Here is a 20,052-nt window from a genome sequence, read left to right on the forward strand (position 1 = left end):
CTGTTGGAGAATACGCTTTACATCAATTGCCACGCAAAGCAGTGTTCTATTATGATGGAGAGAGCTCGGGGCGAAAAACACAGGTATACGACGGGAACAGCAGTAAAGAGGGGCAATTGTTTGATTTTTCGAGTCCCATAAAATCTCTACTTTCGCCTACTTGTATCAGTCGCTTGAAGGCGGTATGATGGCAAAGAGGTGAACAACGATGGAACGATTGCAAAAAGTTATCGCCAAAGCAGGAGTGGCTTCTAGAAGAAAAGCAGAAGAATATATTGTTGAAGGTAGAGTGAAAGTAAACGGCGAAACAGTCACGGAATTAGGGACAAAAGTAAATCCAAGCAAAGACGCTGTTGAAGTGGATGGCGTTCCCCTTGATAAAGAAGAGCCTGTCTATCATTTGTTGTATAAACCGACTGGCGTCGTGTCAACATCAAATGACGAGAAAGGGCGGAAAGTCGTCACAGATTTTATTGAAAGCGAACAAAGAATTTATCCTATTGGCCGGTTGGATTATGACACATCTGGTTTGCTTTTGCTTACAAATGATGGAGAGTTTGCCCATCTGCTCATGCATCCCCGTTATAAAATTGAAAAAGAATACATTGCCAAAGTGAAAGGAATCCCTGAACGGAAACGGATCAAAGAACTTGAAACCGGCATTGTCTTAGAAGATGGCAAGACTGCCCCGGCAAAAGCAAAAGTCCTATCGATTGACAAAAAAAAGCAAACAGCGATTGTGCGGCTTATTATCCATGAAGGCAAAAACCGCCAAGTCCGCCGGATGTTTGAAGCAATTGGCCATCCTGTTGTAAAGTTAAAGCGCGAGCGCTACGGGTTTTTAACGCTTGGCCATTTACATCCAGGTGAGTCACGGCCGTTAAAGCCGATTGAAGTCAAACAATTAAAGGAACTGGCTGTCACGAAACCGTCATAAAATTGCAGGCGGACAAAATGAAGAAAGCGCTATAATGTAAGAAAACGTTCACATTTTCGCGAGAGGAGGGGACGTCGCTTGGGTAAAAGCAAAAAGAAAAGGAGCATTATCCGTTTTACGGTGTTATTTGCAATCGTGTGTGCAATCGGCTACACGATTTATGCGAATGCCGCCTCTGAACAGGGAGCAGTCAAAGTCGGAGAACCGGCGACCAACTTTGCGTTAGTCGATCTGGAACAGGAGCGGTTTGAGCTTGGCCAAAATAAAGGCAAAGGGGTATTTATCAACTTTTGGGGCACGTTCTGTGAGCCGTGCGAGCGGGAAATGCCTTACATTGAAAATGCTTACGAGCAATACAAAGATGAAGTTGAAATGATTGCCGTCAATGTTGATGAGGCGCCCCTAACAGTCCAGTCGTTTATCAATCGCCACGGCCTTACCTTTCCAGTCGCCATTGATGAGCGCCGGGAAGTAACACGGGCGTATGGAATCGGCCCGCTTCCAGCTACAATTTTAGTGGACGAGCACGGCATTGTGCAAAAAGTACATACAGGCGCAATGACAGAGGAAATGGTCCACGAATTTTTCCAAAGCATTGTTCCTGACGCATAAGGGCATCTGGGGGGATTTGTCATGAACGAACAGACGCACGTATGTGAGTGCGGACACACAAACAGAGAAGGCACCGAGATGTGCGCAGCATGTGGGAAGCCTCTGACGGAAAAAGCGCGAACAGAAGGCGTGAACATGCGCTACGAGGGGGCAGCGATTCGCTCAAAAAAGCGGAAAGTAACGGTACTTGATCGGATTTGGGGCTTTTTTTCTTCCGTGAAGGTTGGCGTATGGATTATCGTTTTGCTGCTGCTTGCCTCAGGAGTCGGGACAATCTTTCCGCAAGAAAATTTAATTGGCGAAGACCCAGAAGTATTTTATGAACAAGAGTATGGCAGCATCGGACTGTTTTATTACAAGTTGGGCTTGCACGAACTGTATAGTTCGTGGTGGTATATTGCCTTAATAGCCGCACTTGGCATCTCCATTATTGTTGCCAGCATTGACCGTGGCGTTCCTTTGTATAAAGCGTTAAAGTCGCAACGGGTAACGCGTCATAAGCATTTTATGACAAGGCAGCGTTTATTTTCAAAGACAGAAATCGCGCCTTCAGAAGCGGAGAGAGCGATTTCTGAAGCGGCAGAAAGGCTAGAACATAAACGCTACCGCATTCGCATCGAAAATGGGAACGTACTGGCGGAAAAAAACCGCTTTGCCCGTTGGGGCCCGTACGTCAACCATTTAGGTTTAATTTTGTTTCTGATCGGTTGTTTGCTCCGCTACATTCCTGGCATGTACGTGGACACGCAAATGTGGGTCCGTGAAGGAGAACAAAGCCCGATACCAGAAACAGAGGGTTATTTTATTGAGAACCGTGGGTTTACGGTGGAGCTATACGACGAAGAAGATGAGCGTTTCCAAGATGCGTTTGCATCAAGCAATGCAGTTGTACCTGAGACGTTTGAAACCGATGCCGTTCTTTACAAACGGCAAGAATCAGGAATTGTCGGAGAGAGCGGCGAGCTTGAACAAGTGCAAGAAAAACAGATTCGTGTCAACGATCCGCTCAAATTTGATTCATTTTCCCTTTATCAAACGGATTACCGCTTAAATGAGTTGCATGAAATGACGTTTACATTGGAACATAAAGACACTGGTGACACGTTTGGCGAACTGACCGTTAATTTACTTAACCCTGAGAAATCTTATGACCTTGGCGACGGGTATTCCGTTATGCTTGATGAATATTTCCCAGATTTTTACATGAATAGCAATAACGAACCATCTACACGTTCAAGTGTGCCGAATAATCCGTTCTTTATTTTTACGATGTACACACCTGATACCCCAGATGGCGAGACAAGCATGGTTGGTATCCAGCAAAATTTAGAACCGCTAGGGGAAAATGAATATAAAATGACATTTGTCGATGTCGATTTAGTCAATGTCAGCATTTTAACGGTCCGAAAAGACTTGACAATGCCGCTTTTAATTGCCGGAGGGGTGATCTTTATTATTGGGCTCATTCAAGGGTCGTACTGGGCCCACAGGCGTGTGTGGCTGCAACAAGTTGGCGGGGAAGTTTGGATTGCTGGTCATACAAATCGGAACTGGCTGTCTTTTAAAAGGGAAATTGACGATGCATTAGAAGGCAATGCGCTTGTCCCTCCTGTCGACCAAGAGGAAGAAGCGGAGAGCCGCTCAGAAGGTGTATAAAAGAAATAGGGGGACGTTATGGTCAATCTTAGCTTTAATTTACTGCTGTTTGCTTTTTTTGCTTATTTAATAGCAACGGTATTTTTTGCGTTCTCCCTTCGGAAACGGAAAAAAGAAGCGGAATCAAGCAAAACAGCATCAAAAGAAAGCAGGCGTGGGTTCGTGTTTGCGTCTTTAGGCTTGCTTCTAGCTTTAGGCTATTTTATAACGCGCTGGTCTGTAGCAGGCCATCCGCCTGTCAGCAATATGTTTGAGTATATGACTTTTCTCGGAATCGCGATGAGCTTGGCTTTTGTCATCCTTTATTTTATTTATCCGAGCAAGGCAGATGTCATTGGTTTTTTTGCAATGCCGACTGTAATGCTGTTGATTGTTTACGCGTCAACATTTGAAACGGCGATTTCACCGCTTGTACCGTCTTTGCAAATGCCGCTCATGCTAAAGCTCCACATTATAACGACTTCGATTGGGCAAGGGCTCTTAGCGATCGGCTTTGCCGCCGGGCTTGCTTATTTGATCCGCACGATTGATTTGACGACGAAAAGTTGGAAGCCGCGGGCATTGGAAGTCATCATGTACAGTATTCTCTGTTTTCTTGCCTATTCGACACTATCCCATGGGTTTGCAGCAGCAGGATATGAAGTCGAATTTCAATATGTTAACGAAGAAGGCATCGTTTCAGAACAGCCGATGGTGTACAATTTGCCAGCAATTGTCGGGCCTAATGAATGGGAACTTTTGACGGAGGGCGCGATGGAGCCATGGGTTTCAGTACCAGGCAATATCGAAGCGAGCGATTTGAATACGTTGCTGTGGTCATTTGTTGCTGGCTTGTTGCTTTATTGGCTGCTGCGGTTGATTTTGCGCAAACGGCTCACAAAGGCAATCCAGCCGCTTTTGAAAAACATTAGCCCGCAAACAACGGATGAGTTAAGCCATCGTGCCATTGCAATTGGCTTTCCTGTTTTCGCTTTAGGTGGGCTTGTATTTGCGATGATTTGGGCGCAAATTGCGTGGTCACGTTTTTGGGGATGGGACCCGAAAGAAGTATGGGCGCTTATTACATTTTTATTTTACGCCGTTTATCTCCACTTACGTTTAAACAAAGGGTGGCATGGTGAAAAATCGGCGTGGTTATGCGTAATTGGTTTTGCGATTATTATGTTTAACCTCGTATTTGTTAATTTGGTCATAGCGGGACTTCATTCTTACGCTTAAATTTGGCGGAATTGTTACAGCTTCGGCTGCATCAATTCCGCATTTTTAGTCGTACGAATGGCAACTAAAATTTCTTCCGTGGTACACTACTAATGAGAGCAGTATTGATAAGGAGGTTTCCCAAATGGAATACAAGCCGACATTGCTTGTTGTAGATGATGAAGAGCGGATTCGCCGCTTGTTGCGAATGTATTTAGAAAGGGAAGAGTACCAAATTGAAGAAGCAAGCAACGGTGAGGAGGCACTTGAACTCGCCCTTGCAAAAGAATATGACTTGATTTTGCTTGATGTGATGATGCCGGGGATGGACGGCGTCGAGATGTGCCAAGAGCTCCGTAAGAAAAAAGCGACGCCTGTGATGATGTTGACGGCCAAGGGAGAAGAAGCAAACCGTGTGCAAGGGTTTGAAGTAGGAGCCGACGATTACATTGTCAAACCGTTCAGCCCCCGGGAAGTGGTGCTCCGTGTGAAAGCTTTGTTGCGCCGTGCGTCTGCTACTAAGTTTTTGCAAACTGACACACAGACAAAAGATGTGCTTGTGTTTGGGCCACTCACGATTGACAATGATGCCCATCGAGTGACCGTTGACAAGACGGAAATTAGCTTGACGCCAAAAGAATATGAACTGCTCTTTTATTTGGCGCAATCACCAGACAAAGTGTTTTCGCGTGAACAGCTATTAAAGGATGTGTGGAACTATGAGTTTTTTGGCGACTTGCGAACAGTCGACACACACGTCAAACGATTGCGCGAAAAACTGAATCGCGTTTCTCCAGAAGTAGCAGCGATTATTTCAACCGTTTGGGGGGTTGGATACAAGTTTGAGGCGACGCGTGGGTGATGCTGTGGCAAAGTGTGGTCGGGAAATTATGGTTCACCATCCTTTTGCTTGTCACCGCTGTATTGACGATTTTAATGGTGCTGCTGCTTCGCTTTACAGAAGGAAATGCGATTGAGGAAGCTGAAAGCCGCTTAAACAGCTACGCAAATATGGCAAAAACGATGTATGAAACCCATACGGATGAAACAAGCACGTATGATTACTTGCAATCGTTAAGCAATGAATTTCAAATTAATATCACCATTATTAAAAATGGCGCAAAAGCGTGGAGTACCCAAGGCAACCGCTCAGGAGAGATCAATGTTGCGACATTGCTAGAAGAGTGGTCGGTAGAAGGACTGGAAAAAGGCGAGCGGATTGTAACAGAGGCCAATTATCCTGCAAATGGTCAGCAGCAAGACCCGATCGAAATGATCGTAGTCGGTGTGCCGTTATCAGAAGATTATTTAACGAGCAGCGGCATCATTCTATACCAACCACTGTCTGCCGTCGAGGAAGCAGCGGCAGAAACGCGACGCATTATCTATTTGTCAGCAGGCATCGCGTTAGTGTTGACGACTGTTTTTGCATTTTTTTTGTCAAGCCGGATTACGTCGCCGCTGCGGAAAATGCGGCAAGCGGCATTGGAAGTGGCCCAAGGGCAGTTTCATACGAAAGTGCCGATCCTTACACAAGATGAAATTGGCCAGCTAGCGATTGCCTTTAACCGGATGCGCCGAGAGCTTAACCGCAACATTTCCGAGTTAAATCAAGAGAAAGAACAGCTTTCCCATATTCTCGCCTCAATGGCTGACGGCGTGATTACGCTAGATCGACAAGGCAGAATCTTATTGACCAACCCCCAAGCAGAAGAAGTGTTAGCGCTCCTATTCTATGAAGAGGGGCAAAAGCCAAAAACGGGTGAACGGAAAACATTGCCAGTATCGTTAACTCCTTTGTTTGAACAAGTTGTTTCAGCGGAGAAAGAAGAGCTGCAAGAACTGTCCGTTCAAGGGCGAAGTATGGCTGTGTTGATGGCGCCTCTCTATGCTGAAGAGCATGTCCGCGGTGCTGTTGCCGTTGTCCGTGACGTAACGGAAGAGCGCCGCCATGACAAACTGCGCAAAGATTTCATTGCCAACGTGTCACACGAGCTGCGGACGCCTATCTCGATGTTGCAAGGCTATAGCGAAGCAATGGTTGACGGGGTAACGTCAAGTGATGAGGAACGAAAAGAAGTGGCGCAAATCATTTATGATGAATCGCTACGTATGGGCAGGCTCGTCAATGAGCTCCTCGATTTGGCGCGTATGGAAGCAGGCTATATTGACTTGAAACTAGAAGAAGTGGATCTTGATTCTTATTTAGAACGGATTACCCGCAAGTTTGCAAGCTTTGCCCGCGAATATGACGTAACAGTCGAATTGGCCAAGCCAGGAAGAGGACAGATTGCTGTATTTGACCCTGATCGGATTGAGCAAGTTTTAACCAATTTAATTCATAATGCGATCAGGCATACAGATCCTGGTGGACTGATTACCGTTGTACATGAACAAGAACAAGAACGTGACACATTTGCTGTAGTTGATACGGGGAAGGGCATTCCCGAAGAAGACCTTCCCTATGTATTTGAACGTTTTTATAAAGCGGACAAAGCGCGGACAAGGCAGCATGGTGGCACAGGGTTAGGCCTTGCCATTGCAAAACATATTATTGACGCACATCAAGGAAAAATTACTGTCCATAGCCGCTTAGGAGAAGGGACAACGTTTCGTTTTACGTTGCCTAAACATCAAGGCGATATGTGAAATGAAGACATTCTGTAATTAAACAGAGACAAGCAACGGCATTGTTCAAGATGTAGGCAATGCAGTCGGATGCAGCGTTTGTCGAAATCGACAAGGCGCTGCATTTGCCGTTAGGAAGAAAAATGGCAGGAGGAACGCTATCTTGTTACCGCAGCGCGCATTGCAACGAGTTTTAAAAACGCATAAAACCGCCGTTTACGCTGGAGCTACAGTGATCACGATGTTAGTGGTGCTAGCCGCTGTTCGCTTTGGCAGCGTCGGCCTTTCATTCCCAACGGTTTTCTTCGTCCTTGTACAAGAAGGGCTGAACATCCCTCTCGGAAAAGAATTAGATCCAGGGCATGTACAAATTATTTTACAGATTCGCCTTCCTCGAGTGCTGCTGGCGCTTTTCGTTGGCGCCTGTTTAGCTGTAGCTGGTGCTGCTTTTCAAGGGCTATTGCGGAATCCCCTTGCTGATCCATATACGTTAGGCGTTTCCTCTGGAGCTGCACTTGGCGCAGTAGCGGTGCTATTCTTTCAATTGGCCTTTTTCGGGGCGTGGACATTGCCCGTTGTCGCAATGGGGTGTGGGTTTTTGACGTTAGTGGCTGTCTTGTATTTTACAAAGCTACTTTCACCATCTTTGCAAAATGAAACCGTTGTGCTTGCAGGTATTATTGCCAGCGCCTTTCTAGGGGCAGGGCTTTCGCTGATGATTGCCATGTCTCAAGATGAGCTACGTCAAGTCATCAATTGGTTGATGGGCAGCGTTGCGATGAGAGGCTGGGCCCATATTGGCTTGTTGCTGCCATTTTTCATTGGCGGGTTCACATTGTTGTTTTTTTGTAGGAATGAGTTGAATGCGTTTATGTATGGAGAGGAAACGGCGCAGCATTTAGGCGTTCATGTGGTTCAGAAAAAATACATCGTCCTTATTGCCGCGACCATTTTAACAGGCAGTGCCGTTGCCGTCTCGGGTACAATTGGCTTCGTTGGTCTTGTTGTGCCCCATATGTGCCGAACGCTTTTTGGGAGCGACTATTCACACTTGCTCCCCCTGGCAGCCATTGTTGGCGGCAGTTTTTTAGTGTTATGCGACTTGGCGGCGCGTATCGTCGTTTCTCCTGCAGAACTGCCAATTGGCGTTGTAACCGCGCTCATTGGCGCCCCAACCTTTGCGTGGATGCTATATAGAAGCCAGCGGGCGAAAAGGAGGGATGAGGCAGCATGATTGTTGCAAATAACCTTTCCGTCAACCGAGGGGGACGTCCAATCCTCCAACAAGTAAGTTTCCAAGCAAAGAGAGGGCGAATGCTTGGCATACTTGGGGCAAATGGCAGTGGCAAAACGACGTTGTTAAAAACGGTGACAGGTTTCTATCCTTATCAGGCAGGTTCGATTGAAATCGACGGAAAGCCACTGGCAACCCTAAAGCCAAAAGAGCGGGCGCGACGGATGGCTGTGCTATCCCAAGAGGAGCATGTTTCCTTTGACGTGCCTGTCTATGAAGCGGTTGCCCTTGGCCGTTACGCCCATAAACAAGGCTTGTTTACCGTTAAAGGAAAAACAGACGACGACATCATTTGTAAAGCGATGGAAGAGACAGGTATAAGCGACATGGCTGAACGGTCGTTGTTAAGTTTGAGCGGCGGCGAAAAACAACGTGTCTGGCTCGCTCGGGCGCTAGCACAACAACCTGACAGCTTGCTACTTGATGAACCGACAAACCATTTGGACTTAGCCCACCAAGTTGCGCTCATGGAACATTTAACAAAACTGCTGTCATCACGGCAATTGACTGTTGTGTGCATTCTACACGACATTAATCTGGCTAGTTTATATTGTGATGATGTGTTGTTACTAAAAAATGGAAAAGTAGTAGGCCAAGGCGAAACGCAGTCGATATTGACACGGGCCGCTCTTGAAAATATTTACGGAACAGCATTTCATGAATGGATAGAGCCAGTGAAAGGAAGGAAACAATTTTCGGTGGTCACATGCGTCTAAAGCGTAGGTGTAGGTGAGCAAACGTCATACGAAAATCGGAGACGTCCAAAATGGCCTTAAGGAGAAGGTAGAATGAAGATTTATACGAAAAGGGGAGATCGGGGCGAGACGAGCATTGTCGGAGCCCGCTTGCTAAAAACAGATGCACGCATTGAAGCGATTGGTGCAGTCGATGAGTTGAACAGTTCACTTGGCTTTGCGATATACAGCTGTAAAAAGCACGGCCTTAGCCAATTAACAGAGGAGCTGATTGTGCTATCACACCAATTATTTGATGCAGGGGCCGATTTGGCTCAAGGGAGAGAGGCGAATTGGAAAATCACGAGCGCTCATACCGATGCGTTGGAGCGTTGCATTGATGCCCACACGTCTAAGTTGCCGCCACTGTCCGGATTTATTCTTCCAGGAGGGTCTGAACCTGCTTGCGCATTGCATCGTTGCCGTACAGACGCCCGCAAAGCAGAACGAAAAATCAACGGCGTTGCCGATGTGTCCCAAGCGTTGTTGCCCTTTTTTAATCGCTTATCGGACTGTTTTTTTACAATGGCGCGTAGCGCTAATCACGAATTGGCCGAAGAAGATATCCTCTATGTCGGCGAACAACGCCTTCAAAGGGAGGAATAAAACGGGAAATGAAGCCATATGGATAGTAGTGGCGAATGTTTAAAAGAGCGATAAGAGGGCGCTATTTGCCGGCTTAATGGCTCTTTTTTAGCGACTTGAAGGAGGCCAATATGGTTGGTTTTATGGATTTTGTAAGGCGGATCGGAATTGTGCTAGTGCTAGGGCTTGCCATCTGTTTGCTTTTCTTTAGCTTTAAAAGCCCTGCCGCAGATGAAGTCATTATGGAGCGGGACATCGAGGGGCAAAAGCAATAACTTGCCAGATGCCTGCTCTTTGCTGAAAGAAGCGTACATAGATAAAAAGCCGTTGGCAACCCTAAAGGGAGCAACGGTTTTTTAGGAGGGAAACATGTGCCGCTTCTTTTAGAATATGGTTGGGTTTTGCTTGTTTTAATTGGTCTGGAAGGGATTTTAGCTGCTGACAACGCAGTGGTGCTGGCAATGATTGTTCGCCATTTGCCAGAAAACGAAAGAAAAAAAGCTTTATTTTATGGGCTTGCAGGTGCTTTCTTATTTCGCATCATTTCTTTGTTCTTTATTTCTTTGCTTGTCGATGTTTGGCAAATCCAAGCAATAGGCGCTATTTACTTGTTGTATTTGTCTATTCACTATTTGTATCGAAAATGGATCAAAAAGAAAACAAAGAGTGCAAAGGCGATGAAAGCACCTGTAGGGTTTTGGAAAACCGTCGTAAAAGTCGAGCTTGCCGATTTTGCATTTGCGGTCGATTCCATTTTAGCAGCCGTCGCCCTTGCCGTCACATTGCCAGCGACGAATTGGCCAAACATCGGCCAACTGGACGGAGCACAGTTTGCTGTTGTCCTAAGCGGTGGGATCATCGGCATTGTGATTATGCGATTTGCAGCAGGCAAATTTATTAAATTGCTTGAATGGCGGCCAAGCCTTGAAACAGCCGCTTATTTAATCGTTGGCTGGGTTGGCGTGAAACTTCTTGTTTATACGCTTGCCCATCCTGACTTGCACATTTTACCAGAGCATTTCCCAGAATCTTCGGTATGGAAAACCATCTTCTGGACCGTATTTGCTGGGATTGTCCTGATCGCTTGGTTCAAGTCGTCAAAGGATTTGAAAAAGGCTTCTCTACAACCATAAAGACTGTAGACCAACTTTGTTGTTTGGATTTGGGACGGTTCGTCCATGCCCACAAAAACGTTGTTCTAACTTCCTCCTTTGGTTTTCATTGTCTCGACTGACAAGTAAAAAAGCAGCCACTCCTTGAAAAGAGTAGCTGCTTTGTCATTTAGTTTGATAAGCGTACTTCTGCTGTTTTTTGTATTGGTTCCCTTTGTTCAAGAATGTTAAGGGCGAGCGTATTCAGCAGGTGAATAGGCTTGCTGTAATGTGGTTGGAAGAAGAAATCAGCAAACGCTAAATCAGTCACCGTCATCTTCTGTTGGATGCAGACCGATAGGGTATTCATTAGTTGTGTATGATCGGTCTTGCTCATGACTTGGGCACCGACAATGCGAAGCGATTCCTGTTCGAAAACAAGCTTTATCCGAACTTCCTCAGCAGAAGGCATGAATGTCGGGCGTTCATGGTCCGTGAATGTAAATGAACGGACATCAAGGCCATATATCGCTGCCGTTTCTTCAGTTAAACCAGTAGAGGCAATGTTTAGGTCGTACAACTTTAGCCCAGATGTTCCTTGTGTCCCTTTATAGGCAAGTGCCGGCCCATCAATATTGTACGCAACGAGCGTGCCCATTTTCGTTGCATTTGTAGCAAGAGGGATGTAAGCCATATGGTTGGCAGAGTTGTGAAATACTGCACAATTGTCTCCAGCCGCAAAAATATCAGGATCGCTCGTTTGCATATATTCATTCACTAGCAAAGCGCCATTTTCAAGTGTGTCGACTTTATCTTTAATGAGATCTGTTAGTGGCTTAAAGCCGACGCAAAGCAAGACAAGGTCTGCTTCGTGTGTCTGTTTGCTTGTTTGCACGGCTTGGACACATCCTGCCGAATTTCCGGTAAATGATTCGACTTTTTCGCCAAGCGCCAGCGTAACATGATGGTCACGTAATGTTGTTTCAATGTCATTGGTAAACTCATGGTCGAGGTATTTGTTTAAAATACGGCTGGCACCCTCGATAAGGATTACATCCTTGCCGTTTGCTGCAAATGCCTCAACGAGTTCAATGCCAATGTAGCCAGCGCCAATGACGGCTATTTTTTTGGCGTTCGTTGCTTTTTTTATGATTTGCTGCGCTTGGTAATAGTTTTTGCAAAGCTGAATGTTCTTTAAGCCGACACCAGGAATAGGCGGTATGACTGGAGCGGAGCCTGTTGTAAATACAAGTTTGTCATAGTTGTCTGTAAATTGTTCACCTGTTTGAAGGTTGCGGACGCGAATTTTTTTGTTTTTATTATCAACGTTAATCACGTCATGAAGGACGTGCATGTTTGCGCCAAGAGCAGCCAATTCTTGTGGAGATGAATAAAACAAGTCTTCAGCATGTTCAACGACACCGCCGACGTGCAAGGCGATCCCGCAAGACAGAAAGGAGACTGTATCGTTTCGTTCATAGACGGTTATTTCAGCGTCAGGATGAAGCCGGATTAAATTTTTAACAGCAGTCGTACCAGCATGGGTACAACCAATTACAATTATTTTCATCGTTTGTAGCCTCCTATATAAGAATGTGATTAATTTCACAAGAATGAGCAAGTGAAAAGGTTCATCTTTTTGTGAACCATTGAGCAAAATCCTCAAGTTGATCATATCATATTGTGAACTGGTGAGCAAACATTTTTTTAAAGCTGACATTCTTGTTTGTTTTAGAATCGCTATGGAAGTTGAGAAGTGGTTTAGATAAGTAGAAGAAAACGAAGGCCACCTAGTTGAAAAACGAGGTGGCCAGGCAATCGATCGTTAACTTTTGCTATCGACGAAGCGCGCCTATTAGCAAAAGTTGTCTATGTTTTTCAAGGCTTATAAATCGATGACGCTAGCAATAGCGATTTCGTCAAACGTTAACAAACCGTCGATCACTGTTTGATCTACATGTTTATCGACTTGGACAATCATAATCGCTTCGCCACCGGCTGATTTCCGTCCAACTTGCATCGTTGCAATGTTGACGTCGTGCTTAGCGAGGAGTTGACCCATTTTGCCGATAACGCCGGGGCGGTCAAAATGTTGGATGTATAAAATATGCCCTTCTGCGACGACGTCGACTGAAAAGCCGTTGATTGATACAATCCGTGGCCCATATTCATGGATGTAAGTTGCCTTCATTTCAAACTGTCTGCCTTCGCCATGGACAATTGCCTGAATGAGGTTAGAGTAGCCAAATGTTTTCGTCACATGCTTTTCGCCAAAGGAAATGCCACGTTCTTTGGCAATAAGTGAGGCGTTGACATCATTGACAGCCGCATCAACACGTGGTTGGAGAAAACCAGAAATAAGGCTTCTCGTTAGCACGCTCGTATTTTGTTCGGCTGTTGTACCGCTGTAAAACACTTCGATTTCTTGGACAGGCACGCGCATCAATTGTGATAATACGGAGCCCATTGTCCTAGCAAGGTCGTAATATGGCTTCATTTTTTCGTAAACTTCTTTTGGCATGGCTGGCAAATTAATGGAGTTTAATGCCGGTTCACCGTTTAAAAATTGCAGTACTTCCTGTGAGACTTGGGCAGCAACGTTCAGTTGTGCTTCTTTCGTGGAAGCAGCAATATGAGGTGTGGCAACTACGTTAGGATGATCAATCAATTCTTTGTCTGTCGCTGGTTCTTCTGTAAACACATCCAAAGCAGCCCCGGCCACGTGGCCGTTGTTTAAGTAGTGTTTTAAAGCCTGTTCATCAATGATGCCCCCCCGGGCGCAGTTTATTAAAAACACACCTGGCTTTGTTTTCGCGATTGTTTCCATATTCAAAAGCCCTTTTGTGTCTTTCGTTAATGGCGTATGCACAGTAATGATATCGGCAACGGATAGAACATGATCCAACTCGCCTTGGGCGATGCCAAGTTTTTCTGCTCGTTCAGCCGTTAAAAATGGATCATACACAAGCACACCCATTTCAAACGCTTTGGCTCGTTTAGCTAGTTGCGTACCAATACGGCCAAAGCCAATAATGCCAAGTGTTTTTCCACGAAGCTCAGTGCCTTGGTAAGCTTTGCGGTCCCATTTTCCTGATTTAACACTAGCGTTAGCTTGTGGAATATTGCGCAACAGTGCGCACATCATCGCAAATGTGTGCTCCGCTGTTGAAATGGTATTGCCGTCAGGTGCATTAATGACGACAACGCCATGTTTGGTTGCCGCTTGTATGTCTACATTGTCAACACCGACGCCGGCACGAGCAACGATTTTCAAACGTGGCATACGGCTGAGGAGCTCCTCGGTGACTGTAGTGGCACTGCGGATTAACAGGGCGTCGTATTGCTCCAGTGGCCCAGCGTTGTCGACGCTTGCTTGTGTCACCTCAACATGGTCAGCCTCAAGCAAAGGCAACAGGCCTTCTTCGCTCATGGTATCGGCTACGAGAATGTGAAATTGGGCTGTTTTTGGCTCTGCTACTTGGTTCATTTGTACTCCACTCCTTTTATGGTTCTCTTCCTACATAAATGAAAAACGCCCCCCACAGCGGCAGAATTTTGCTGTGAGGGGCGAATGTTCGCGGTACCACCCTCGTTGTTTGCACAAGATGTGCATCTTTACTGGTAACGGCAGAAGCCGGCACACGTCTACTGTTTTTTCGACGTGACAACTTAGAAGGGCTATCCAAACAGGCTGTCACTGGTTTGCAGCTCCCACCAGCTCTCTGAATCGGCCTTGCTTTTCATGTCTTCATCATCGTTTTTAGCAATTTGATTTGTTAGATAATTTATCATGGCAACGCAGAAAAGTCAATCGTCAAAACCAAAAAAGTTCGGTTTTTCTTGTAATCGCTAATCCTCGTTAGTTATAAAAAAGAAAAATACAGAAAAAAGACAGATAACTTTAATCAAAATCATTCTTTTATTCGTATTTAGTTGGGTCACCGTTAAAAGGCTTGTCGGAAATTTTAATCGAGTCTGTTGGGCAGCCATCTTTAGCATCGATTGCATCATCAACGAGCAAGTCGGGAAGTGGCTTATTTCCAGTATTATGATCAAGGAGAGCGTAAGCTAGCCCTTCTTCATTGTAATCATACACATCTGGGGCAACGAGCCCACAGGCGCCGCAAGCAATGCATGTATCTAGTTCGACAATCGTATAACAGTTTTTCATGGCAGAACCCCTTAAGCCTAAACTGATTCAATTGTAGCGCGCAACAAGCAAAACTGCAATTGACAAACAAGGACAAAAACAAGGCTGTTTTGGTACAATGAGGAAAACCAAGGCACGATTGAAAGAGGGAAAAATCGTGAGAGAACAGCTTTTTATGCTTGCCTGTCATCATTTTCAAGGCGAACGCTCTTTATTCGGAGCGTATCATTTATTAAAAGGCAAGCGCTCCGCACAAACGATACAAGATGGCGCTTTGTTCAGCGCTCTTCCTTTGTTTGGTCTTTTGCCCCAACTGTCTTATAACGAAGCGGAACAAGTCGTTAAAGCGTTGCTTGAAAATGGGAAAGTCCGCGAAACGGACGGGGCGCACCAGCTGACTGAGAAAGGCGAGACCCAGTTGGATGCCTGGCTACATGCCCATTCTTACGTACAAAATATAAACAATGGATTGTTCCAACAGGCGGATGTGCTCTTTTGGAACCGCCTCGCTTTGCTTGTGCAGTCATTAAATGCATTAGCAACGGGGACTTCTTTTATTCCTGTCGTTGGCGATTTAGATGTACAACGATTCGTCAAAAGCACACTCCCAAAACCAGCTGAACGGAATCGATACAGGATGAAGTTATATAAAGAATGTGCCGCTTTTTTAAGAAAGCGTGATCGACTGCAAGCTGAACTGTTTGTTCTACAGCTTTCAAGGCAAAAGCGGATCGGGGAGACGAGGCAACAGCTTGCCTTGCGCTATCGTCTTTCCTTAATGGAAGTTGAACTACGCCATAAAAGCAACCTCCATGCACTGATGACTGAGACCAGTGAAAACCCGTGCAATTACGAAGTGCTTTCACATTTGCTTCCAACGATACAAAGCCGGACAAGCACTGCGTCGGCACGAAAAACCGCCTCTTTATTGCCGCAAGTTGATTCTGTGCAAGAGCTTGCGCACATACGCGGCTTAAAGCCGGCAACGATTGAAGATCATCTCGTTGAAATTGCTTTGTTTGACCGCTCTTTCCCAATTGACCGCTATGTGAGCGAAGAAACGCAAAAGAACATTTTGCGCGCCAGCCGCGAACACCGTACGTTAAAGTTAAAAACGATTCGAACAGCGCTTAACAATGAAGTCACTTATTTTGACATTCGGCTTACGCTGGCGAGGAAAGGATTCATAAAATGTTAGAACGTCATTTGCAGGCTTTATTTGGTTTTACTTCATTTAGGCAAGGGCAAAAAGAAATCATTGAAGCGCTCATAGATGGGGCAGACGTGTTGGCTATGCTCCCGACAGGACGGGGCAAATCCCTTTGTTACCAGCTGCCTGCTTTTCTCGCCGACGGGGTTACGATTGTCGTTTCACCGCTGCTCGCGTTGATGGAAGACCAAGTCCAACAGTTGAAATCAATCGGACTGAAACAAACTGCCGCTCTCAACAGCTTTACGGAAACGGAAGAACGTAGACGTTTGCTCCGTAACCTTGCAAAAGTGAAACTGTTGTACACGTCGCCGGAGATGTTGCAATCACGAGAACTGCTCGCTGCTTTGGCAAAGGTAAAAGTCTCTTATATTGTCGTCGATGAAGCCCATTGCGTGTCTTATTGGGGGCATGACTTCCGCGCAGATTATTTGCGGATCTGCGACATCAAACAGGTGCTCGGTTCGCCGCCTTGTTTAGCGATTACAGCCACAGCAACGAAAGAAGTCCGCGCTGATATTAAAAAACAGCTCGATTTACGGACACCGTTTGAACATATTGAGAGTGTCAACCGCTCCAATATTGTGCTTCTAGCTGAGGAGGCTGCTGACCAAGCCCAAAAACAGCAGCGCCTTGTGGAAATGGTCGCTACTTATCAAGCACCAGGAATCATTTACGTTCAGAGCAGAGCCCAGGCAGAAGCATGCAGCGCTTATCTTGCTCAGGAAGTGAAGAATGTTCGGACGAGCTTTTATCATGGCGGCATGGAAAACGCCGACCGCTTGCTTGTCCAACAACAATTTATGAATGGCCAACTGGATGTGATTTGTGCGACGAACGCATTTGGGATGGGGCTTAACAAAACAGATGTGCGTTATGTCATCCATTTGCATTACCCACTTGACATCGCCTCCTACATTCAAGAAATTGGTCGGGCAGGGCGCGATGGGGCTTTAAGCTTTGCTTTGCTTCTAACTGCTCAAGAAGATCGTGTACAAGCGCAAAATTTACTTAAAAAAAACGATTTTACTGCCGATGAATGGGTATGGGCACTTTCACAGTTAAAAGTAGGAGAAACGCTTGATTTTCCATCATTTGAGAACCGGCTTTTAGCCATGCAATCCGATCAAGCACGGACGGTTGCATATTTGTTAGAAAAATGGGGTGTAATCAAGGCAGGGCTTGTCCAATCCTTTTCAATGGCAAAACTAACAAGTTTGCTCCACCGCCATTTTAAAGAGCAAATTGCAGCCAAAAAGAACCGGCTGTTCCCGGTGTTTCACTATGGTCGTGATGACCAAACTTGCCGGCGCCAACAATTACTTGCCTATTTCGATGAGTTTCCAGCTCCCCAAAATCCGTGCTGTGATGTGTGTGGTCTCACCCTTGACTCGTTTAAACGGACGCCTGTTAACGTAAATGAGGAGCCGTTTTTGTGGGAAGAAGAGCTTAAAGCCGTTTTTGCAGTGGCGGAGGGAAAACGATGAAAGCAAACCGCCGCGCCACCACTCAGCTGGATAAGAAAGATTTATACATCAGCTTATACGGTTCGCAACTGCTGCTTTTGGCCATTGGAATCGCGTTAAGCTTTTTCTATACGGGCGGACCGGTTGGCATTTGGCAAAGCCTTGAATTTCAGTGGGGCACGGGAATAGGGTACGGAAGTTTGTTTGCTGTTGCCGCCTTGCTCATAAATTGGCTGCTTGTCGTGTTGTTGCCAGAAGGCTGGCTCGATGATGGGGGATTGAATGAGCGTGTTTTTACCGGCATGGGCCCTGTCCATATTGTCTGTTTTTGCTTGTTGGTGGCCTTTTGCGAGGAATGGCTATTCAGAGCCGTTTTGCAACAGCTCGTTGGGCTGCCGCTGGCGAGTTTGCTGTTTGCGATTGTCCATTTTCGCTATGTAACAAAGCCTGTGCTGTTTGCCTACGTACTCGTTATAAGCATAGGGCTTGGTTGGACGTTTGAGGTGACAGGGAACTTTGCGACTGTTGTATGTGCGCATTTTTTCATTAACGCTGTTCTTGCCTTTGTTTTAAATGTTAAGAACAGAAAGTAGGAGGAGATGCTAATGAGCGAACAGCCGATTTATTTAGAAAACCAAGGAGAACTTGAAACGCTGCCTCCCCGTTCAAAAGTTCGGAACCATAAAAAGAAACGAAAAGACAAGAAAAAAGCAGTGGTCTCTCCCATTGCCCATATGCTCGCTGTTCTTTTCTTTTTGCTTGTTTTCACGAGTTTAGCTGTCTCGTTCTATTTGTTCTAAAAGGACAGCCTTTCCCATACATTACGTATGGGAGGGATCAGGCAATGGGAGGCCAATTGGCATTAGAGATGATTACGAAAGAGTTGATTAAACGCAAAACAGAGTGGGATCGCTTGGAGAAACAACACTTGTTTTGCGGGTGGGCTGCGCTCATTAGTGGCTGCACATTTGTGATTCTTTTGAATGAGCCTCAAACAGGACGCATGGTCTTTCCCAAAGAGTTGCTTGCTTCGCCGTTGTCAACAGCTTTACTCGTCGTACTCTCTCTGTCTCTCATTGGACTTGTTCATTTATCAAAGAAAGCAGCAAAAAAAGAAAAAGAATTTGAGGCGCTGCGCAATGAGTTTATCGAGCGTAGCGAAGAGTTTTGGCCAACTGAGCGTAGCGCAGCCGAGAAAGAAGCCTATTTAAAAGAAATGCAAACGCGCTACTCCATCAACTTGTTTTATTTTGAATGATATCATGATAAATCGAAATGCCTAGTCATACGCTAGGCGTTTTTTTGGGTGGCTAAAAAAAAACAGCCTGCTTAGCAAGCTGTTTTAGATCGTAACAACCATTCATAAACATCGTCTGCCTTGTTCATCTGCTTTGAAACTGCTGTTCAAAAGCATCTTCACTGCACTTCTCGTTGGCAAGCGTTTTCTATCAGTCTGTTTCATTTTCTTTTTTATTGGCCCGGAAGCGGATAAAGGCAAGGTGTTCACGCAATAGCTGTGCCTCTTTGTGTGTAAGTTCATTGTCATAAAAGAAAGAGCCATTTTTCTCTTTGGAACGCCCTAGCAGATAATCTGTTGAAACACCGAAGACATCTGCAAGGCGGCGTAATGTATCGGTGTCAGGGGTGCGGTTGCCATTTTCATAGCCTGATATGGACACTTTCGTTACGTTGATCAGCTCGCCTAGCTGTTCCTGGGTAAGCTGTCGTTCTTTCCTTAATGCTCTTAGACGCTCTGGAACAATAGTCATATGCACAACCCTTTCTGCTCGGTCTACCTGTATTATATGTTAACAAATCGCTAACGTAAATTCGGTTAACTAAATAGAAACAATTGTATTTACAGAAGAAACTGGGAAGGATATACTGTAGTTAACTTTTGGTTAATCAAATGAGGTGATCGTATTGCAGCGGGAAACATTGAAAAAAGTTCGATTGGAGCACCAAATGACGTTAGAGGCAGTAGCAAAAAAAATTAACGTGAGTACCCCATTTTACTGGCAAATAGAAAATGGGAAAAGAGGGCTTTCTTATGAACTTGCTTACCGGATTGCGGCTGTTTTTTCCTTAAAGCCCGATGATCTCTTTTTTGACGATATGTTAACTAATGATTTACAAAATGAAAAAGAAACAAAAAATGATAAAAGACAGTCTAACAAATGAAAAGGCGGATTTACTTTTTGCACGAGGATTTGTTGTTGTTACAAAAAATTGGTAAAACTCTCAAAGCGCCACAGTCGGCGCTTTTTTTATTCAATCGAAAAAATCAATTGCAAAGAAAATAAACCTATCAAGCAGGAACAAAACTATTTTTAGCCAATGAAGACAACAGTAATATCAGGCTAGAGACTGAGTGCAAGACCATTCTAAAGGGTATCGCGCTTTTTTGAACTGGTTGTTAAAATAAATGCGTAGGTGGCAATGATTTTTAAAAGGAATTAAGTTGGTGATTCCTAAACGTTCTTATGTAAGTC

Annotated in this window: 21 protein-coding genes; 17 read left to right on the forward strand and 4 right to left on the reverse strand. The window is 45.3% G+C overall.

What is annotated here, in order from left to right; all coding sequences use genetic code 11:
* Window positions 1-208 precede the first annotated feature (208 nt).
* From N6H06_RS08945 to N6H06_RS08995, 11 genes are all read left to right on the forward strand, one after another.
* Window positions 209-937, forward strand: coding sequence for a pseudouridine synthase (locus tag N6H06_RS08945; RefSeq protein WP_011246674.1), 729 nt, complete (start codon window positions 209-211; stop codon window positions 935-937).
* A 78-nt stretch (window positions 938-1,015) separates the two neighbouring features.
* Window positions 1,016-1,549 (forward strand): thiol-disulfide oxidoreductase ResA, encoded by a 534-nt coding sequence (gene resA, locus N6H06_RS08950; RefSeq protein WP_095238596.1) that lies wholly within the window; start codon window positions 1,016-1,018, stop codon window positions 1,547-1,549.
* Between the two features lie 21 nt (window positions 1,550-1,570).
* The gene (gene resB / locus N6H06_RS08955) at window positions 1,571-3,205 is read left to right on the forward strand and encodes a cytochrome c biogenesis protein ResB (RefSeq protein ID WP_062747086.1); all 1,635 of its coding nucleotides are present in this window, start codon (window positions 1,571-1,573) and stop codon (window positions 3,203-3,205) included.
* A gap of 18 nt (window positions 3,206-3,223) precedes the next feature.
* Window positions 3,224-4,423, forward strand: a complete 1,200-nt coding sequence (gene ccsB / locus N6H06_RS08960) for a c-type cytochrome biogenesis protein CcsB (protein ID WP_212953446.1) — start codon at window positions 3,224-3,226, stop codon at window positions 4,421-4,423.
* 124 nt (window positions 4,424-4,547) lie between these two features.
* Window positions 4,548-5,264 carry a response regulator transcription factor gene (locus N6H06_RS08965; protein WP_011246678.1) on the forward strand — a complete coding sequence of 239 codons (717 nt, stop codon included), beginning with the start codon at window positions 4,548-4,550 and terminating at the stop codon, window positions 5,262-5,264.
* Window positions 5,264-7,051 carry an ATP-binding protein gene (locus N6H06_RS08970; protein WP_318527540.1) on the forward strand — a complete coding sequence of 596 codons (1,788 nt, stop codon included), beginning with the start codon at window positions 5,264-5,266 and terminating at the stop codon, window positions 7,049-7,051. Before N6H06_RS08965 ends, N6H06_RS08970 begins: the two co-directional genes overlap by 1 nt.
* Before the next feature lie 142 nt (window positions 7,052-7,193).
* Entirely contained in the window at window positions 7,194-8,264 is a 1,071-nt protein-coding gene (locus N6H06_RS08975; RefSeq protein WP_062747083.1) for a FecCD family ABC transporter permease, read from the forward strand.
* Entirely contained in the window at window positions 8,261-9,040 is a 780-nt protein-coding gene (locus N6H06_RS08980; RefSeq protein ID WP_263706056.1) for an ABC transporter ATP-binding protein, read from the forward strand. Before N6H06_RS08975 ends, N6H06_RS08980 begins: the two co-directional genes overlap by 4 nt.
* Before the next feature lie 72 nt (window positions 9,041-9,112).
* On the forward strand, window positions 9,113-9,664 hold the full coding sequence (locus N6H06_RS08985; RefSeq protein ID WP_263706057.1) for a cob(I)yrinic acid a,c-diamide adenosyltransferase: 552 nt from the start codon (window positions 9,113-9,115) through the stop codon (window positions 9,662-9,664).
* 110 nt (window positions 9,665-9,774) lie between these two features.
* Window positions 9,775-9,918, forward strand: a complete 144-nt coding sequence (locus tag N6H06_RS08990; RefSeq protein WP_193754471.1) for a hypothetical protein — start codon at window positions 9,775-9,777, stop codon at window positions 9,916-9,918.
* A gap of 96 nt (window positions 9,919-10,014) precedes the next feature.
* Window positions 10,015-10,776 (forward strand): TerC family protein, encoded by a 762-nt coding sequence (locus N6H06_RS08995; protein ID WP_062747077.1) that lies wholly within the window; start codon window positions 10,015-10,017, stop codon window positions 10,774-10,776.
* A 148-nt stretch (window positions 10,777-10,924) separates the two neighbouring features.
* Here the strand turns inward: N6H06_RS08995 and N6H06_RS09000 are convergent, their stop codons facing one another.
* From N6H06_RS09000 to N6H06_RS09010, 3 genes are all read right to left on the reverse strand, one after another.
* Window positions 10,925-12,304: an FAD-dependent oxidoreductase gene (locus N6H06_RS09000; protein WP_263706058.1), complete on the reverse strand. Its 1,380-nt coding sequence runs from the start codon at window positions 12,302-12,304 to the stop codon at window positions 10,925-10,927.
* A 315-nt stretch (window positions 12,305-12,619) separates the two neighbouring features.
* A complete protein-coding gene (gene serA / locus N6H06_RS09005) occupies window positions 12,620-14,221 on the reverse strand; it encodes a phosphoglycerate dehydrogenase (protein ID WP_062747073.1) in 1,602 nt (533 codons plus the stop codon).
* A 432-nt stretch (window positions 14,222-14,653) separates the two neighbouring features.
* Window positions 14,654-14,905, reverse strand: a complete 252-nt coding sequence (locus N6H06_RS09010) for a ferredoxin (RefSeq protein WP_062747071.1) — start codon at window positions 14,903-14,905, stop codon at window positions 14,654-14,656.
* 136 nt (window positions 14,906-15,041) lie between these two features.
* Here N6H06_RS09010 and N6H06_RS09015 point away from each other — a divergent pair, with 136 nt between their 5' ends.
* Genes N6H06_RS09015 through N6H06_RS09035 form a run of 5 tightly spaced genes read left to right on the forward strand, consistent with a single transcriptional unit; the run spans window position 15,042 to window position 18,818 of the window.
* Entirely contained in the window at window positions 15,042-16,082 is a 1,041-nt protein-coding gene (locus N6H06_RS09015) for a helix-turn-helix domain-containing protein (RefSeq protein WP_263706059.1), read from the forward strand.
* Window positions 16,076-17,581 (forward strand): RecQ family ATP-dependent DNA helicase, encoded by a 1,506-nt coding sequence (locus N6H06_RS09020; protein ID WP_212953452.1) that lies wholly within the window; start codon window positions 16,076-16,078, stop codon window positions 17,579-17,581. The genes N6H06_RS09015 and N6H06_RS09020 overlap by 7 nt, the downstream gene beginning before the upstream one ends.
* Window positions 17,578-18,153 (forward strand): CPBP family intramembrane glutamic endopeptidase, encoded by a 576-nt coding sequence (locus tag N6H06_RS09025; RefSeq protein WP_062747066.1) that lies wholly within the window; start codon window positions 17,578-17,580, stop codon window positions 18,151-18,153. The genes N6H06_RS09020 and N6H06_RS09025 overlap by 4 nt, the downstream gene beginning before the upstream one ends.
* A 12-nt stretch (window positions 18,154-18,165) precedes the next feature.
* Entirely contained in the window at window positions 18,166-18,360 is a 195-nt protein-coding gene (locus N6H06_RS09030; protein WP_062747065.1) for a hypothetical protein, read from the forward strand.
* Window positions 18,361-18,404: 44 nt separating this feature from the next.
* Complete coding sequence (locus N6H06_RS09035; RefSeq protein ID WP_062747063.1) at window positions 18,405-18,818, forward strand: DUF2663 family protein; 414 nt, start codon at window positions 18,405-18,407, stop codon at window positions 18,816-18,818.
* A gap of 190 nt (window positions 18,819-19,008) precedes the next feature.
* On the opposite strand, the gene N6H06_RS09040 is transcribed toward N6H06_RS09035, so the two are convergent.
* Entirely contained in the window at window positions 19,009-19,329 is a 321-nt protein-coding gene (locus tag N6H06_RS09040; RefSeq protein WP_212953462.1) for a helix-turn-helix domain-containing protein, read from the reverse strand.
* A gap of 145 nt (window positions 19,330-19,474) precedes the next feature.
* Between N6H06_RS09040 and N6H06_RS09045 the strand changes: the two genes are divergently transcribed.
* Window positions 19,475-19,741 (forward strand): helix-turn-helix transcriptional regulator, encoded by a 267-nt coding sequence (locus N6H06_RS09045; protein ID WP_082808271.1) that lies wholly within the window; start codon window positions 19,475-19,477, stop codon window positions 19,739-19,741.
* The last annotated feature ends 311 nt before the right edge of the window (window positions 19,742-20,052 follow it).

Source organism: Shouchella tritolerans, assembly GCF_025770735.1.
Classification (GTDB): Bacteria; Bacillota; Bacilli; order Bacillales; family Bacillaceae_D; genus Shouchella; species Shouchella tritolerans.

Excerpts from the sequence above, each read along its gene's own strand:
- N6H06_RS08945 (WP_011246674.1), top strand. The coding sequence starts at position 209 with ATGGAACGATTGCAAAAAGTTATCGCCAAAGCAGGAGTGGCTTCTAGA.
- resB (WP_062747086.1), top strand. The coding sequence starts at position 1,571 with ATGAACGAACAGACGCACGTATGTGAGTGCGGACACACAAACAGAGAA.
- ccsB (WP_212953446.1), top strand. The coding sequence starts at position 3,224 with ATGGTCAATCTTAGCTTTAATTTACTGCTGTTTGCTTTTTTTGCTTAT.
- N6H06_RS08965 (WP_011246678.1), top strand. The coding sequence starts at position 4,548 with ATGGAATACAAGCCGACATTGCTTGTTGTAGATGATGAAGAGCGGATT.
- N6H06_RS08970 (WP_318527540.1), top strand. The coding sequence starts at position 5,264 with ATGCTGTGGCAAAGTGTGGTCGGGAAATTATGGTTCACCATCCTTTTG.
- N6H06_RS08980 (WP_263706056.1), top strand. The coding sequence starts at position 8,261 with ATGATTGTTGCAAATAACCTTTCCGTCAACCGAGGGGGACGTCCAATC.
- N6H06_RS08985 (WP_263706057.1), top strand. The coding sequence starts at position 9,113 with ATGAAGATTTATACGAAAAGGGGAGATCGGGGCGAGACGAGCATTGTC.
- N6H06_RS08990 (WP_193754471.1), top strand. The coding sequence starts at position 9,775 with ATGGTTGGTTTTATGGATTTTGTAAGGCGGATCGGAATTGTGCTAGTG.
- N6H06_RS09000 (WP_263706058.1), bottom strand. The coding sequence starts at position 12,304 with ATGAAAATAATTGTAATTGGTTGTACCCATGCTGGTACGACTGCTGTT.
- serA (WP_062747073.1), bottom strand. The coding sequence starts at position 14,221 with ATGAACCAAGTAGCAGAGCCAAAAACAGCCCAATTTCACATTCTCGTA.
- N6H06_RS09010 (WP_062747071.1), bottom strand. The coding sequence starts at position 14,905 with ATGAAAAACTGTTATACGATTGTCGAACTAGATACATGCATTGCTTGC.
- N6H06_RS09020 (WP_212953452.1), top strand. The coding sequence starts at position 16,076 with ATGTTAGAACGTCATTTGCAGGCTTTATTTGGTTTTACTTCATTTAGG.
- N6H06_RS09025 (WP_062747066.1), top strand. The coding sequence starts at position 17,578 with ATGAAAGCAAACCGCCGCGCCACCACTCAGCTGGATAAGAAAGATTTA.
- N6H06_RS09030 (WP_062747065.1), top strand. The coding sequence starts at position 18,166 with ATGAGCGAACAGCCGATTTATTTAGAAAACCAAGGAGAACTTGAAACG.
- N6H06_RS09035 (WP_062747063.1), top strand. The coding sequence starts at position 18,405 with ATGGGAGGCCAATTGGCATTAGAGATGATTACGAAAGAGTTGATTAAA.
- N6H06_RS09040 (WP_212953462.1), bottom strand. The coding sequence starts at position 19,329 with ATGACTATTGTTCCAGAGCGTCTAAGAGCATTAAGGAAAGAACGACAG.